At 37.1% G+C, this 14,403-nt stretch carries 21 protein-coding genes; 12 read left to right on the top strand and 9 right to left on the bottom strand.

Annotated features, from left to right (window positions below; genetic code table 11):
* Both cfbE and cfbA read right to left on the bottom strand, forming a co-directional pair.
* A partial coding sequence (gene cfbE, locus QZ276_RS10545; protein ID WP_292487819.1) for a coenzyme F430 synthase occupies positions 1–1,213 on the bottom strand: 1,213 nt, incomplete at its 3' end.
* A 20-nt stretch (positions 1,214–1,233) separates the two neighbouring features.
* On the bottom strand, positions 1,234–1,638 hold the full coding sequence (gene cfbA, locus QZ276_RS10540) for a sirohydrochlorin nickelochelatase (protein ID WP_292487816.1): 405 nt from the start codon (positions 1,636–1,638) through the stop codon (positions 1,234–1,236).
* Positions 1,639–1,834: 196 nt separating this feature from the next.
* On the opposite strand from cfbA, the gene QZ276_RS10535 reads away from it, so the two are divergent.
* Positions 1,835–2,983: a glycosyltransferase family 4 protein gene (locus tag QZ276_RS10535; RefSeq protein ID WP_292487813.1), complete on the top strand. Its 1,149-nt coding sequence runs from the start codon at positions 1,835–1,837 to the stop codon at positions 2,981–2,983.
* Here the strand turns inward: QZ276_RS10535 and QZ276_RS10530 are convergent.
* From QZ276_RS10530 to QZ276_RS10520, 3 genes are all read right to left on the bottom strand, one after another.
* Positions 2,980–3,618, bottom strand: coding sequence for a DUF2150 family protein (locus QZ276_RS10530; RefSeq protein ID WP_292487811.1), 639 nt, complete (start codon positions 3,616–3,618; stop codon positions 2,980–2,982). The two genes, QZ276_RS10535 and QZ276_RS10530, sit on opposite strands and share 4 nt — an antisense overlap.
* A 93-nt stretch (positions 3,619–3,711) precedes the next feature.
* Entirely contained in the window at positions 3,712–4,161 is a 450-nt protein-coding gene (locus QZ276_RS10525) for a UPF0179 family protein (protein WP_292487809.1), read from the bottom strand.
* A 36-nt stretch (positions 4,162–4,197) separates the two neighbouring features.
* Positions 4,198–5,235 (bottom strand): NAD(P)-dependent glycerol-1-phosphate dehydrogenase, encoded by a 1,038-nt coding sequence (locus QZ276_RS10520; protein WP_292487821.1) that lies wholly within the window; start codon positions 5,233–5,235, stop codon positions 4,198–4,200.
* 152 nt (positions 5,236–5,387) lie between these two features.
* On the opposite strand from QZ276_RS10520, the gene QZ276_RS10515 reads away from it, so the two are divergent.
* From QZ276_RS10515 to QZ276_RS10470, 10 genes are all read left to right on the top strand, one after another.
* Positions 5,388–6,239 carry a DUF63 family protein gene (locus tag QZ276_RS10515; protein WP_292487807.1) on the top strand — a complete coding sequence of 284 codons (852 nt, stop codon included), beginning with the start codon at positions 5,388–5,390 and terminating at the stop codon, positions 6,237–6,239.
* 5 nt (positions 6,240–6,244) lie between these two features.
* Positions 6,245–6,853 carry a stage II sporulation protein M gene (locus tag QZ276_RS10510; RefSeq protein ID WP_292487804.1) on the top strand — a complete coding sequence of 203 codons (609 nt, stop codon included), beginning with the start codon at positions 6,245–6,247 and terminating at the stop codon, positions 6,851–6,853.
* A 71-nt stretch (positions 6,854–6,924) separates the two neighbouring features.
* Positions 6,925–8,082 (top strand): formate--phosphoribosylaminoimidazolecarboxamide ligase family protein, encoded by a 1,158-nt coding sequence (locus QZ276_RS10505; protein ID WP_292487802.1) that lies wholly within the window; start codon positions 6,925–6,927, stop codon positions 8,080–8,082.
* A gap of 237 nt (positions 8,083–8,319) precedes the next feature.
* The gene (locus QZ276_RS10500; protein WP_292487799.1) at positions 8,320–9,552 is read left to right on the top strand and encodes a translation initiation factor IF-2 subunit gamma; all 1,233 of its coding nucleotides are present in this window, start codon (positions 8,320–8,322) and stop codon (positions 9,550–9,552) included.
* On the top strand, positions 9,549–9,917 hold the full coding sequence (locus QZ276_RS10495) for a DNA-binding protein (RefSeq protein ID WP_292487796.1): 369 nt from the start codon (positions 9,549–9,551) through the stop codon (positions 9,915–9,917). Before QZ276_RS10500 ends, QZ276_RS10495 begins: the two co-directional genes overlap by 4 nt.
* 85 nt (positions 9,918–10,002) lie before the next feature.
* Positions 10,003–10,569 (top strand): DNA-directed RNA polymerase, encoded by a 567-nt coding sequence (locus QZ276_RS10490; protein ID WP_292487794.1) that lies wholly within the window; start codon positions 10,003–10,005, stop codon positions 10,567–10,569.
* Between the two features lie 23 nt (positions 10,570–10,592).
* Positions 10,593–10,778: a transcription elongation factor subunit Spt4 gene (spt4, locus tag QZ276_RS10485; RefSeq protein WP_292487792.1), complete on the top strand. Its 186-nt coding sequence runs from the start codon at positions 10,593–10,595 to the stop codon at positions 10,776–10,778.
* A 2-nt stretch (positions 10,779–10,780) separates the two neighbouring features.
* Positions 10,781–11,362: a GTP-dependent dephospho-CoA kinase family protein gene (locus QZ276_RS10480; protein WP_292487789.1), complete on the top strand. Its 582-nt coding sequence runs from the start codon at positions 10,781–10,783 to the stop codon at positions 11,360–11,362.
* Positions 11,343–11,642, top strand: a complete 300-nt coding sequence (locus QZ276_RS10475) for a 30S ribosomal protein S24e (protein ID WP_292487787.1) — start codon at positions 11,343–11,345, stop codon at positions 11,640–11,642. Before QZ276_RS10480 ends, QZ276_RS10475 begins: the two co-directional genes overlap by 20 nt.
* Before the next feature lie 11 nt (positions 11,643–11,653).
* A complete protein-coding gene (locus QZ276_RS10470; protein WP_013194051.1) occupies positions 11,654–11,806 on the top strand; it encodes a 30S ribosomal protein S27ae in 153 nt (50 codons plus the stop codon).
* A gap of 54 nt (positions 11,807–11,860) precedes the next feature.
* On the opposite strand, the gene QZ276_RS10465 is transcribed toward QZ276_RS10470, so the two are convergent.
* The gene (locus QZ276_RS10465) at positions 11,861–12,346 is read right to left on the bottom strand and encodes a hypothetical protein (protein WP_292487784.1); all 486 of its coding nucleotides are present in this window, start codon (positions 12,344–12,346) and stop codon (positions 11,861–11,863) included.
* 116 nt (positions 12,347–12,462) lie between these two features.
* Here QZ276_RS10465 and QZ276_RS10460 point away from each other — a divergent pair, with 116 nt between their 5' ends.
* Positions 12,463–12,732, top strand: coding sequence for a ferritin family protein (locus QZ276_RS10460; protein ID WP_292487782.1), 270 nt, complete (start codon positions 12,463–12,465; stop codon positions 12,730–12,732).
* 36 nt (positions 12,733–12,768) lie between these two features.
* On the opposite strand, the gene QZ276_RS10455 is transcribed toward QZ276_RS10460, so the two are convergent.
* The 3 genes from QZ276_RS10455 to QZ276_RS10445 all read right to left on the bottom strand — a co-directional run.
* Positions 12,769–12,972 (bottom strand): hypothetical protein, encoded by a 204-nt coding sequence (locus tag QZ276_RS10455; protein ID WP_292487781.1) that lies wholly within the window; start codon positions 12,970–12,972, stop codon positions 12,769–12,771.
* 33 nt (positions 12,973–13,005) lie between these two features.
* Complete coding sequence (locus tag QZ276_RS10450) at positions 13,006–13,836, bottom strand: ATP-dependent Clp protease proteolytic subunit (protein WP_292487778.1); 831 nt, start codon at positions 13,834–13,836, stop codon at positions 13,006–13,008.
* A gap of 221 nt (positions 13,837–14,057) precedes the next feature.
* The coding region (locus tag QZ276_RS10445) for a zinc ribbon domain-containing protein (protein WP_292487776.1) at positions 14,058–14,403 on the bottom strand (346 nt) is incomplete at its 5' end.

Genomic DNA, 14,403 nt, shown 5'->3' with positions numbered 1-14,403 from the left:
GATTTACAAAATCGTAAGTTTGGTTCAGGGACAAGCCTTCACATACCTGTGCAGATTCTTCACCCATTACCATTACAATCTTACCACTACACTTTTTATCGATTGCATAATCGAGTGATTTTTCAGCTGACGTTATATCCGTACCTGAATTGGAATTGTCGATTAATATGCAATTATTAAACGTTTGTTCACGCATTCTTCCCTGCAGTCCTGAAAATTCGACGAGCGTTTTTTTAATCACTGATAATTCCACACCTATATTGTAAGTCGTAGATACAGCAGCCGCAATTGCAGTTGTATATGATTCGATATCATAACTGTAACCGGTATTTATCGAGATAGTTTCATTCGGTAATCGGATTATTATATCATTGTTATCCAGTATTAGATTTAAATCCCCTTGATTGTCAGGATATTTACCGTCATTAAATTCAAAAATATAGTTAATTTTTTTAGTAGAATGATTAATTAACTCCTTTGTATCGGTATTTATTAACAATTTGCTACCTGACTTAGCATAATCTATCATCTGGAATTTGGCACTACTAGCCCATTGATTTCCCTTTGCAATTTTATAGTCCTGTTCCAGTGTTGTTATAATGTTAAAATCAGCAATACCTGTACCACCCAGTGAAACTTCGAAAATATATGCATCAGGATTTAATTCTTCAGAAACTGACATATCCAGTACCTGCAGTATATTCCCCGGTGTAATACTCAAACCATCACAGATACTTTCAGGTAATCCTTCTTTCCAGTATTCCACTCCTCTTGATGAATGAAGTACTACATCCAATTTTCTTGATAATATATCGGCAAGAAGAGAAGATGTGCTTGTTTTAGCCCTTGTACCGGTTACTTCTATGATTGTTTTATCCTCAAGACTTTTGTCATCAGACAATATTTTCCCAACAATCCAATGATGGGTTGCTATATCTACATTCTTGGCAATTGCCTGTCTCAACATCGGGTATTCAGGGTCAAGGTGTATCGGAGTTATCAGAAGGTCGAGATTATCTACTGCAAATGGTTTTTTGTAGGTACTGATATTGTTTATTTTCAGGTTAGAAAGAGAATCATCATCTTCTGTGTTATAAACATCCACCGCATGTACGTTATAACCCAGTTCAGAAAGTTTTCTGGCTATTATTGCCCCACCGTGGGTAAGATCAAGTACTGCGATGTTTTTATATTTACATGCGCCTGATATCATGGATTTTCTGTTAAAATAAATTAATCCAAGGCTTCTTGAGCCCTGTTATATACAAGTTCTGCCAGTAGATCATCACTGCCCAGAGGATTTCCATAGACAATTGGAATTTCAGTACCGTTTAGTTTTATACTGCCTTCCTTTGATTCCGGATCAATTCCCAGTATTTCAGGTATATCCTGGGTTATATGCACTCCTGATGCAAGGAACACCGGTACTGCTGCAATTTTTGATATTCCTGTTCCTTCAAAGGACTGCAATGCCTCTTCAACATTTGGCTCATTTTTTTCCATAAATCCTGCTCTTACAATTACATCCTCATGTTTATCTGCTATGCGGTTGGCTATATCTGTTACTACCTGTTTATTATATGGAAGTTTGCTTCCGTGTCCTATGGCAAGAATGCCTAACTTACCGTTTTCACTCATGTTATAACCTCATGTTGTATTTGTAACACTGTAAGTTATAATAATGTTACTTATATTTTATTCATTTCTATGGATATACATTCTGGAAACATATTATCAAGATTTAAGAATAGGGAATTAATAAATATCTGCCAAAGCAATATATGTTTGTTTTATCGGAGGGGTAATTGTTAAAGAAGGTAAATATAGAATCGGAATGTTTTCATGGGAAAGTCTAAATGCTGTTAAAGTAGGGGGAATCGCTCCACATGTTACAGAGCTTTCAGAGGCTCTTGCTGAAAAGGGACATGAAGTACATATTGTCACCCGTAACGATGGCAACCATGATGCACACGATATAATAAATGGTGTTCATTATCACAGGATTGTATATGACCCTTCAGGAGACGTGATACATCAGATGAACAAGATGTGTGATGCGATGTATTCAACGTTTCTAGAGGTTAGAGATGAATATGGTGAGTTCGATGTTTTACACGGTCATGACTGGCATCCTGTAACTGTGTTATGCAGGTTAAAACATGAATTGGGTCTGCCTTTTGTCCTCACATATCACAGTACAGAATGGGGTAGGAATGGTAATCGACACAATCCCGACCCGATTGCCCAAGAAATAACACACAGAGAATGGCTGGGAGGATACGAATCAAGTGAGGTAATAGTAACATCACAAGTACTCTACGATGAAGTTGTATACCTGTACCAGATACCGGATTACAAGATGTCCATTGTTCCAAACGGCACACATATTAACAAAATAAGAAGAGATATAGACCCTGGGAAAGTCAAGGAAAAATATGGCATACATCCGCTTGTTCCGGTCGTGCTTTTTATCGGACGTATGAATTATCAGAAAGGTCCCGATTTGCTAGTGGAATCTGTTCCAATGATATTAAGCCACCGAAAAGATGTACAGTTTGTTTTTATTGGAGAAGGGGATATGCGCAGTCATTGTGAATATCTTGCAGAAACACTGGATATTTCAGATTCATGTCATTTCCTCGGATACGCATCTGATGAAGCTGCCATTGACTGGTATAATGCCTGTGATGTTGTGTGTATGCCCAGCCGTAATGAACCGTTTGGGATTGTCGTTCTTGAAGCATGGGATGCAGGCAAACCAGTAGTTGCCAGTGATGCTGTAAAACTTGTGGACAACTTCAAAAACGGTGTGATTGTTTACAAATATCCAGAGTCCATTGCTTGGGGAGTAAATTATGTAGTTGATGGATTGGGTGATGGTTCAATGGGTAATTTTGGAAGAGAACTGGTAGAAACCAAATACAACTGGACTACCATAGCAGTGGGTACACTAGATGTATATAACAGGGTTATACAGGTTTAAACCGGTTCAAAATCTCCACTACCATCATCTTCTTTATAGCTATCTGCCCCTACCATAGCAGCAGCAATTGAATCGATTCCATCAAGCCATTCTGCAACCAGACCATATGGAAGCTCATCGAATATATTCTCGGGTAATTGTTCTCCTCCTATCACCCGTGCTCCTGTTTCAGCTATAAATTGCATCGCTACCTGGAGGTCTTCAGAGTCCTCAGCATCAACTGCCGCTTTTATAAGTTCATCAATTTGTGCTTCTTTATCATATTCATCCATGATATAAACTTCACATGCAGCAATTGCTGCCATAAGTGACGTTTGTAATGACTCTATCATAAGATCGATATCTTCTGAGATGGAATCTATTTCTTCAAGGACAATTTCACGAATTTGGGATATAATATCGAGTGCATCTTCTTTTGAAAGAATATTTCTTTCGTATTGTGCAATTACTTTAAGACATGCAAGTATTACATCATCCTGCATATAGACAAAAATTGCACTTTCTTTTTCAGTCTCCTCATCAGATTCCTTGAACTCAAAACCGCTTTCTTTAACCTTGCTTATCCAGTTATTCCAGCGTTTTTGTGTATAGAATTCATTATTTACGTGTTCTTTTTGTGCACTTGAGTTTGGCATTTGTTAACCTCAAAAGTGTTTTTTCTACTTTTATTATTCGATATTTTTGTTTTTAATACTAAAATATAATCGTCAATTTGATTCAATTATAATTTACAAACTAAGTTCTACTTTTTTTAACGATTTTCCACGCAGACACTCATCTACATCATCCATTACATTAACAATTGTACATTTATCTCCGCTTTTTAATCCTTTTGGATAACAGTAACTATAAAATTCGCAGTTAATTTCACTGCATTTGATCGGTTCAAAGTTTATTTTGGCCCCAGGAACTGCCTTTTTTGACTCGATTGTAGCCACAACAGGTGTTCTGGAAACTTCCACAACCATAACACCTTGGTCATGTAAGTAACATCCGTGAACTGTATCATTACGGATTTTTTCTATTCTATACTTACGCCCTGCTTCAAGATTATTACAGGTACCCTTAATTTTACAACCACTGCAATCTGGAGATTCACCCCAGTATATAAATTCCTGACCTTCCTTTGCAAGTCTGCAACCTACAAGTGTCACTTTAGTGCTTTCATTATTTACCATTTAATCACCGATTAGCGTTAATAATCAAAAATATAATCATGAAATTACCTTAGTGGTCTTTGCCACTGCTTCTGCAGCATCACGTGTCAAGCCACTTGTTCCAAGTATTGTATATCTTTCCTGACGAATTGTATGCGAAATAAGGAGAGCCTCTATTATATATTTATCTTCAACGCCCAGTTCTTCTGCTGTTGTAGGAGCTCGAATTTTTTTGAGTCCATCACGAATCATTTGCCAGTCTCCGCCATGCAGATACATCATCATTATTGTACCCAACCCACATTGCTCACCATGAAGAGCCGATCCGGGTGCTATTGAATCAAGTGCATGGCTAAACATATGTTCAGAACCCGAAGCAGGTCTCGATGATCCGGCAATACTCATCGCAACTCCGCTTGAAACCAGCGCTTTTACAACCAAACGGGCTGAACTTTCAAGTTCCGGTTTTATTGAATCCGCAGAATCAAGCAAAATTTTTGCCGTCATACGGGAAAGAGAAGCAGCATATTCACTGAATGATTCATTTTTTAACCGGTTTGCCAGTTCCCAATCAAGAACCGCTGTGTAATTTGATACTATGTCACCACAACCTGCTGCAAGTAATCGATAGGGTGCATTTGCTATTATTTCAGTATCAGCCACTACCGCCATGGGAGCTTTTGATTGTATGGATGTGGTTTTTGAATCATGGATAATTGAGGCTCTTGAAGAAACAATACCATCATGTGATGCTGCTGTTGGTACGCTCAAAAACGGTATATCCAGTTCAGTAGCCGCCAGTTTGGCTATATCGATAGAGTTTCCACTTCCCACACCGAGCAAGTAATTAGAGCCGTATTTCATTGCTTCATCTTCTACCCGCCTGACTTCATCCATAGTAGCAGAACTGGAGGTATACATCTCAACACTTCGACCCTTATCCTCAAGTTCATCATGGACAATGTCTCCTGCTATTTTCCTGGTATTATCACCTGTCACTATCAGTGCTTTATCTCCAAGTTTCAAATCATCACAGACATCTGTAATATCATTGATTACTCCTGTCCCAACTACCACATCTCTGGGAAGTTGCATCCATTTGGTCTCTCCGTGTTTATCCTGAATCAAGATTATACCTGCGAACGAATTTTTATATTATAACATATTATTCAATCCTTATTAATAGAATTGCCGAAAGCTATTACTTCCTGCATTAATTACAAATTTGACAATAGATAAGTGATATAATGAATTCATTTATAGATAAAATTTGGGAATTTATTCAAAACTATTACATAGACCCGATCATATTTGATACAGGTTACAACCCGGTAAATACCATCACATGGGCAATACTTCTTGGTATTTTTTTATTTGGTGTAATCAGATTATTTAAAAGGCTCAATATTTCAGTTGATGAGAGGTTTATCCTGTCAATCATACCATTTATACTTGCCGGGTCATCACTACGAGTAGTGGAAGATGCAGGTATATTTAATGCTCCTGTCAGTTATCTACTGATTACACCTATTATCTATTTCTTAGTTTTTGCTATTGTTATTTTGACATTGGTTGTTTCAAAGTGGCTTTATAATAAAGAATTTATCAAAGACTATCACATATTAGTTGCCAGCATAGGTTCATTTTGGTTTATCTTTAACGTATCAATTCTGTTATTTTTTGAAAATGTCGTTAATTTATATGTCCCGTTTTTCGTGATTGGTGCTACCACTTTACTGGTATTTATCGTGTACAAAATCCTGAAATATAGTGGATTGGATATACTATCCACCAAATTGAATTTTACTATCATGTGGGCTCATCTGCTGGATGCATCGTCCACTATTGTTGGTATTGACCTGTTAGGGTACCATGAAAAGCATGTAGTCCCATCATACCTGATAGAGCTTACCAACACTGCAACAGTTATGTATCCGCTAAAGATATTAATCTTTATACCAGTATTATATATACTTGACAGTTATTTCAACGAAGACAAGGAATCAAGAAACTTAAAAACCTTTGTAAAAATAGTTATACTCATCCTTGGACTTGCTCCTGCATGCCGTAATACTATCCGAATGACTCTTGGAATCTGATCAGCATGAACGCCTTAAGTAAAAGAACCAGAATCGATTATGCAAAAAGCTATCTTAATTCAATAAGTTTCTACTTATTTATAATTGTAGCATTATTTATCTCTTCCATTATTATTGGTGCTGTTTATTCATCAATGAACCCAGAAATTGCACAGCAATCCATGGAAGAGTTCAGAAATATGGTTGATTTTATTAAAAGCCTACCACCATATGCAATCATGCTCTTTATATTTGTCAACAACACCGTTAAAACGCTGATTGCATTGCTACTTGGCATTGGTTTTGGTATAATACCCTTTGCGTTTATAGCATATAACGGATACATTATAGGCGTATTCGGATTTATTACAGCAATGGAAAAGGGTCTGTTTTATCTGGTGACCGCTCTATTACCTCACGGAATTATAGAACTACCGATGGTGTTTATATCCACTGCCATTGGACTGAAACTGGGACATGAAATGATTAATTCGGTTACCGGTCGAAAAGCCAATATAAAGGAAGAATTGTCAAGAGGTATCAGATTTTATTTTTACTGGATTGTTCCTTTATTATTTGTCGCTGCAGCAATAGAGACATTTATTACCCCTACATTAATACAGTTAATACTATAAAATCAATCCATCCATCGCTTTCAAAAATACAATAGCATCAAACAAAATAAAAAACATGACCGAGGTTAAAAATGATTGACAGAAAAGAAATCATGGACATAGTCAACGACTATGATGCAGATAATATAAAAGTCGGCACAGTTGGTTCACACTCCGCACTGGATGTCTTTGATGGTGCGGTTGAAGAGGGGTTCAACACTTTTGCCGCCTGCAAATCGGGACGAGAAAAAACCTATAACCAGTATTTTAGAGCTAAAAGAGACTCTGAAGGTAACGTTATAAGAGGTATAGTGGATGAGGCTTCCGTATACAGTAGATTCGATGAAATTCTGAATTCCAAAAATCAGCAAAAACTGGTAGATGATAATGTATTATTTGTTCCAAACCGGTCATTTACAACCTACTGTGGTATTGAAAATGTGGAAAACAACTTTAAAGTCCCACTTGTAGGGAGCAGAAATTTGTTAAGGAGTGAAGAAAGGGGTATGGACTATGATTATTACTGGATTCTGGATAAAGCAGGTCTCCCATATCCTGAAAGAGTGAACAAACCGGAAGATATCGATGAACTGGTAATGGTTAAACTTCCACATGCTGTTAAAACTTTAGAACGTGGATTCTTTACTGCTGCATCATATGAAGAATACCTTGATAAAGCAAACAACCTTCTTGACCGAGGAATAATCACCCAAGATGCACTTGATAACGCCGTCATTGAAAAATATATAATCGGTCCCGTGTTCAATTTTGATATGTTTTATTCACCGATAGAAGATGAAATGAATAAACTTGAACTGCTGGGTATCGACTGGAGGTTTGAAACAAGTCTTGACGGTCATGTACGCTTACCCGCACCCCAACAAATGACACTTTCCGAACATCAGATGAATCCAGAATATACTGTTTGCGGACATAATTCATCCACACTGAGAGAATCATTATTGGATAAAGTCTTTGAACTGTCAGAAAAATATGTAGAAGCCACCCAGAAATATTATGATCCCGGTATAATTGGTCCTTTCTGCCTGCAGACATGTATCGATAAAGACCTGAATTTCCATATCTATGATGTAGCCCCAAGAATCGGGGGTGGTACAAATGTCCATATGTCGGTTGGACATTCCTATGGAAACACACTGTGGCGCAAACCGATGAGTACCGGCAGACGTGTGGCTTTTGAAATCAAAAGAGCTATTGAAACAGACCAGCTCGATAAAATAGTTACATAATTTAAAAGAATTTGTGAACCACCCCACTCACAAATTTTTAATATTTATCTGTATTTAATAAAAGTGGATAAAGGTACCAAAGAAAAATATATAGATGATTAAACCATTTATATTTAAGGCAGTGGCATTATATATTATAAGAAAGTAAACACAAACTTTAAATGAAGTCATTTTAGTTTATTAATTCCGTTCTTAGTTATTACTATCATTTTATCACCATATGGAGGAAATTAAAAATTGAGTCAACCTTGCGTTAATATCGGACTGGTAGGTCATGTCGATCATGGTAAAACTACGCTTGTCAGAGCGTTATCAGGTATTTGGACAGATAGACACAGTGAAGAAATGAAAAGAGGCATATCCATCAGACTGGGGTATGCTGATGCTACCCTTAGAGAATGTTCAGATTGTCCAGTCCCAAACTGCTACACAGTAGAAAATACATGCCCGGAATGTGACAGTGAAACAACTGAACTGAGAAAAATTTCTTTTGTCGATTCTCCGGGACATGAGACTTTGATGGCTACCATGCTTTCAGGTGCAGCCATAATGGACGGGGCTGTACTTGTGATTGCTGCCAATGAAAAATGTCCGCAGCCGCAGACAAAAGAACATCTAATGGCTTTGAATATAATCGGTATTAAAAATATCATTATAGTCCAGAATAAGATAGACCTTGTCACAAGAGACAAGATGGTTGAACATTACCATCAAATAAAAGACTTTGTCGCAGGTACTGTCGCTGAAGATGCTCCAGTGATACCTATATCTGCCCAGCAGAATATAAATATCGATGTTCTTATAAAGGCAATGGAAGATATCATTCCTACTCCTGTCTATAAACTGGACAAACCTACCAGAATGTTTATCGCAAGGTCTTTTGACATCAACAAACCGGGATACTCCATAGATAAAATATCAGGCGGTGTTATCGGAGGAACTCTTAAAGACGGTAAACTGAACTCAGGGGACGAAATGGAAATTCGACCAGGACGTAAGGTTGAAAGTGAAGGGTCTGTAAAATGGGAACCAATAACAACCAATGTATCAATGCTACTTGCCGGAACTGAAAGTCTTGAAGAAGTAACCCCAGGAGGATTAATTGCTGTAGGTACTACACTTGACCCATCTCTTACAAAGAGTGATTCTTTAACCGGTCAGGTTGCAGGTGAACCCGGTAATCTACCACCTACTCATCATTCATTAAAACTGGAACTCCATCTTTTCGATAAAATTGTCGGTGTTACTGAAGAAACAAACGCAGACATTGGCGATATAAAAACCAGTGAACCTCTCATGCTGAATGTTGGTACTGCAACTACTGTTGGTATAGTTACAAGTGCAAGATCTGATGTTGCAGAGGTAAAACTTAAAAGACCGGTATGTGCAGAAGCAGGTTCGATGGTTGCTATCAGCAGACGAATAGGGTCAAGATGGAGACTTATAGGTGCTGGAGCAATTAAACTTTGAAAGTGATTATCGATACAAATGCACTCATGATACCGGTTCAGTTCAATGTTGATATATTCCAGGAACTTAAACGTCTGGGATACAACAAATTCCTTGTTCCAAAAGCAGTATTAAATGAACTCGAAACATTGATGAAAAAATCAAAGGGTTCAGATAAAGCTGCTGCAAAAGTTGCACGTTCATTGGGGAATAAATGTGAAATTATTAATCAAACTGGTATAGCCGATGAAGTGATAATCAAGCTTGCAAATGAACTGGATTCTGCTGTGCTTACAAATGATATCGAACTTAAAAAAAGGTTAATGAATAAAAAGATACCAGTTATCTATTTACGCCAGAAAAACAGGCTGGAAAAAACACCATAATACAGTTTACAATAAATTTAAGTAGAGATATTAAATCCAGACGAATTAAAAATTTAATCGAAACCACATTTGCCGGAGAGAAAAAATGTATAAAAAAATGAAACTTGTAGACACGGTGCGCATATCACCCGACAGACTGGGAGATGATGAAACACTCAGTGTTAAGGACGCGCTAAAAAGCAAGTTAGAGGGGAGAATTGATAAGAAAAACGGATCTATTGTTGCTATTACTGATATAGAATCAATAGGTGAAGGTCACATTATAATGGGCGATGGTGCCGTGTATTATGATGTAACTTTCAAAGCGATTGTATTCATGCCTATGATGCAGGAGGTCATTGAAGGAAAAGTTGTAGAAATTGTGGATTTCGGTGCTTTTATTAGCTTTGGTGCAATGGATGGTCTACTTCATGTCAGCCAGATTACCGATGACTTCATGTCCTATGACAGCAAAAATGCAAGACTTATAAGCAAAAACAGTAACCGTGCACTTGCAGAAGGTGACTATTTAAGAGCCCGTATCGTTGCAGTCAGTATAAATGAAAGAGACCCGAGAGAAAGTAAAATAGGTCTTACAATGCGCCAAGTTGGTCTTGGACAGTTCCAGTGGCTTGAAGAAGAACGTCAGGCTACAGCAAAAGCTGTTGAATGATATTTACCAGGAGGTTTTTATAAATGAGCGAACAGGTTTGTCGGGAATGCCATAGAATTACTCTCAACCAAGTCTGTCCTGTATGCGGTTCAAGTGACCTTAGTTCTGATTGGAGTGGACTTGTTATAATCATTGACCCAAAAAGATCCAAAATCGCAGAAAAAATCGGAATAGAAATGCCGGATAAATACGCTCTAAAGGTGCGATAATATTGGGATCTCAGATTATATTACCTGAAAAATTTCGCCCAACATTGCGCAAATATTTTGGGGAGCTTTTTCTGGGTACAGGTAATGATACCATTAAAAAAATGGAGCAACAGCTCAAAAACTCCACAAAACTTATATCTGTAGGTGATGTTACTACATTCCACTTAATCGAATCTGGAATTATTCCAGATGTCTACATAATCGACAACCGGACAAATCGTAAACCTACACCCGATCGTGTTGATAAAAATCATAGATTTACACAGGCGACTGTAGATAACCCATCAGGTACTATAACCGAAGATCTGGTTAACAATATAGAAAGCGCTGTATTATCTGACAAAAACGTGAGAATATTTGTCAATGGTGAAGAAGACCTGGCGGCTCTGCCGGCAATTTTGCTGGCACCGATAAATTCAATTGTTCTTTATGGACAACCCGGCGAAGGTGTAGTACTGGTCGAAATCACCGAATCAAAAAAAGAAGAAATAAAAGATTTAATGAACAAAATAATTGAATTCCAAAACACCAACAATAGTCTTAACAATTTATGGAGGAAATTAAATGGAAATAAAAATAAATGAAGATAACCACAATCCATTGCTAAACAGAAGGAAAATCGATTTTACAACAACATTTGATGGAGCAACTCCTTCAAGGAACGAAATCAAAAACAAACTTGCAGCCATGATGGATATATCATCAGAATTGATAGTTGTCCAAGATATAGACAATCAATATGGCAAAAAGGAAGCAAGAGGGTATGCTAAGATATACGATGATGCTAACACTTTAAAATCTGTTGAATGCGACTACATTATTGAAAGAAATAAACCCCCAGAAGAAACAGAATCTGAAGCATAAAAGGTGATTAAATGGCAAATGTATATGAATATTATAAAGTAGATGGCGACAACATCGAAAGAACACACCAGTTCTGTCCAAGATGTGGTGTGGGCGTATTTCTTGCCGAACACAAGGACAGATTGAGTTGCGGAAAATGTGGATACACCGAATTCAAAAAATAATTATCCAAGACATCACAACTATTTAAGGTTGTGATGTATCCTGTTTTTAAAATATTAACCATATATGGATTTAAATCCGCCTATCTGAGATTGGCATATATTAATATGGTTTTGCTCCTCTGATACTAATTCACCCATATCTGAGCGAAAATCATCGATATATGATTCATCAGGAATTAACTTTTTCAATACTGGTTCATCAATATCTCTTAAATCTGTGTAGGAATCCCTTAAAATTATTTCATAATTCTGTATAACATCAAACATCTGTGGGGAATCAAGGTTGCTAAAATCAAAGTTTTCCTCAGGAATTCCTCTCGGGCGTGTTTCAGGTATTGATAGATTCATAATTTCAATCCATTTCTCAAGTAGAAATTTGTGCTCTTCCGATTCATAAGCAAGTGTATCAAGTGATTCTTTTTCGTCTCCTTTTAACTTGATACGAGTTTCCCAGATTACTAACTGTTCCATATCAGCCTCCATCCAGTAGTTTTTCTTAATCTGATCGATTAATCCGTTTTTACTTTTAATACCTGTCAAATTAAACCCTCTATAATAATATTATATTTTTAGTAGTTGATTTATTTTTATAAATTTGATTTGAAACAAGACAAAGTTTATCATGGATGAAAAACTATTGGTTATGGGGTGAGAGTGTGTTATCAGAGATACCCATAGATCTTGAAAGGATTAAACAAGGAGATGTAAATAAAGAAACCCTTAGAGCTGCTATAATTGCTGAACTGGATGCTGCTAATCTTTACGAAGAAATGGCTAACCTAACCGATAGTAAAGATCTTAAAACAGTCCTCCTGGACATTGCAAAGGAGGAAAAGATACATGTAGCAATGTTTCAAAGTGTTTTGATTGAAGCAGATGAAGAGTTCCTCAAAATAATGGCAGATTATTCACTAGGAAAATACTGAAATACATGGATTTTATCCATTACTAAATTAAATTTTTCATCCGTAATTGTTCTCCCATTTTACATCAAGTTCTGGAATATCTGAAGTTATCCAGTCTATGTTATAACTCTGACCACATGATGGGCAGATTAGACCAATTCTAAACTTTGAATTTTCAGTTTTTTTGAAACATACATGGAATCCCTTTTTGTATCCACAATTGGAACAAATTCTAAATTCATCATCTGGATTTTCTTTCATAACAAACACCTGAGTTTATAACTGATTTTGGATTTATTCTATGTATTCTACACTGGATTTGACAGATCTGTAAAATTTCATGAACTCATGTACTTTATCCGGTAGGTTAGTACTTACAGGCAACCCAATCTCAGCCGCTTCTGATGCGGATATAGGAGTGATGTGTACCATTTCCCCACTTACAAGTTTTTCAACTACATAATTGCGTTTTTCTTCATCTTCTATTTTTCCATCCAAAAGCTCATTAGAAACCTTACGCATAAGTTTCATTGTTTTTTCTGATATATCGCTGAGAACAATTGTGGTATCATCAGCATTTGCTCCTTTCTGTGATGCAGCATTTATCCATGACGGTGCAGGATATGTACCACGTATTAAATCACCTAACTGTGGATCAATAGGCCCTATTACCGCATCGTCATCCATGATTATCTCATCAGCCGCAAGTGCTATTATAGTACCGCCAGACATTGAATAATGAGGTACCATAACCCTTGTATGTCCTTTGTGGTTTTTAAGTGCACGTGCTATCTGAATACTTGGATGTACCTGACCACCAGGTGTATGAACAATGATATCAATCGGGCGGTCTTTAGTTGTATTGCGTATCCCTCGAAGAATCGATTCTGCATCTTCTATATCTATATATTGATAAACCGGAAGCCCAAACATCGATACTGCTTCTTTTCGATGGATTAATGTAAGAACCTTTGTCCCCCATTCCTGTTCAAGTTTTTTAATCATGGAAAGTCTTTGGGTTTTAACCTTTTTCATCTGATACTGTGGATATACAAGTGCATAAAGAACAAAAACTATAGCCAAAACAGTCAGAATATCCCATGTTCCAACATCCTCAAATACCAATACACTTCCTCCTAACTTTAGTATTATCCCGCAACCACTATTAATATTATTTGTCCAGATTAAATTATTAATTCAAGAAACCGAATATTTTATTAAATTTTTAAATTATTTTAACGTTTATGAGTGATTACAAAATCAAAATGCATGATATTCCAGAAAATGAACGCCCGCGTCAGCTACTAACCGCTGAAGCGGTTAGCTTGTCCTTCCATCTCTTAACTTCAACTAGTAGAAGCTAAGCGGAGGACATTAGGAAGGCTGACAGCTCCTCTGTGTGCAATGTTCTTCGAAGCATTGTAATCAGCGTCCTCTTTATGACCGCAGTTCTTACACCTGAAGTTTGCCTGTTTCTGACGGTTGTTCTTGTTGACATACCCGCACTCAGAACACTGCTGCGAGGTATACATCGTGTTGATAATCACTACAGGCACTCCTTCAAGTTTTGATTTGTATAGGATGAACTCGGTTAATTCAGAGAACGCCCATTTGCCCAGTCTACCTCTCTGCGCTTTAGTAACCGTGGCTTCCGGACGAAAACCGTTGAGGTTCTCAAGTGCTATAGCCCGG

The organism is Methanohalobium sp., from assembly GCF_018609725.1.
Taxonomy (GTDB): domain Archaea; phylum Halobacteriota; class Methanosarcinia; order Methanosarcinales; family Methanosarcinaceae; genus Methanohalobium.
Note: the sequence above shows the minus strand (reverse complement) of the source record. Positions and strands in the feature narration are given on the sequence as shown.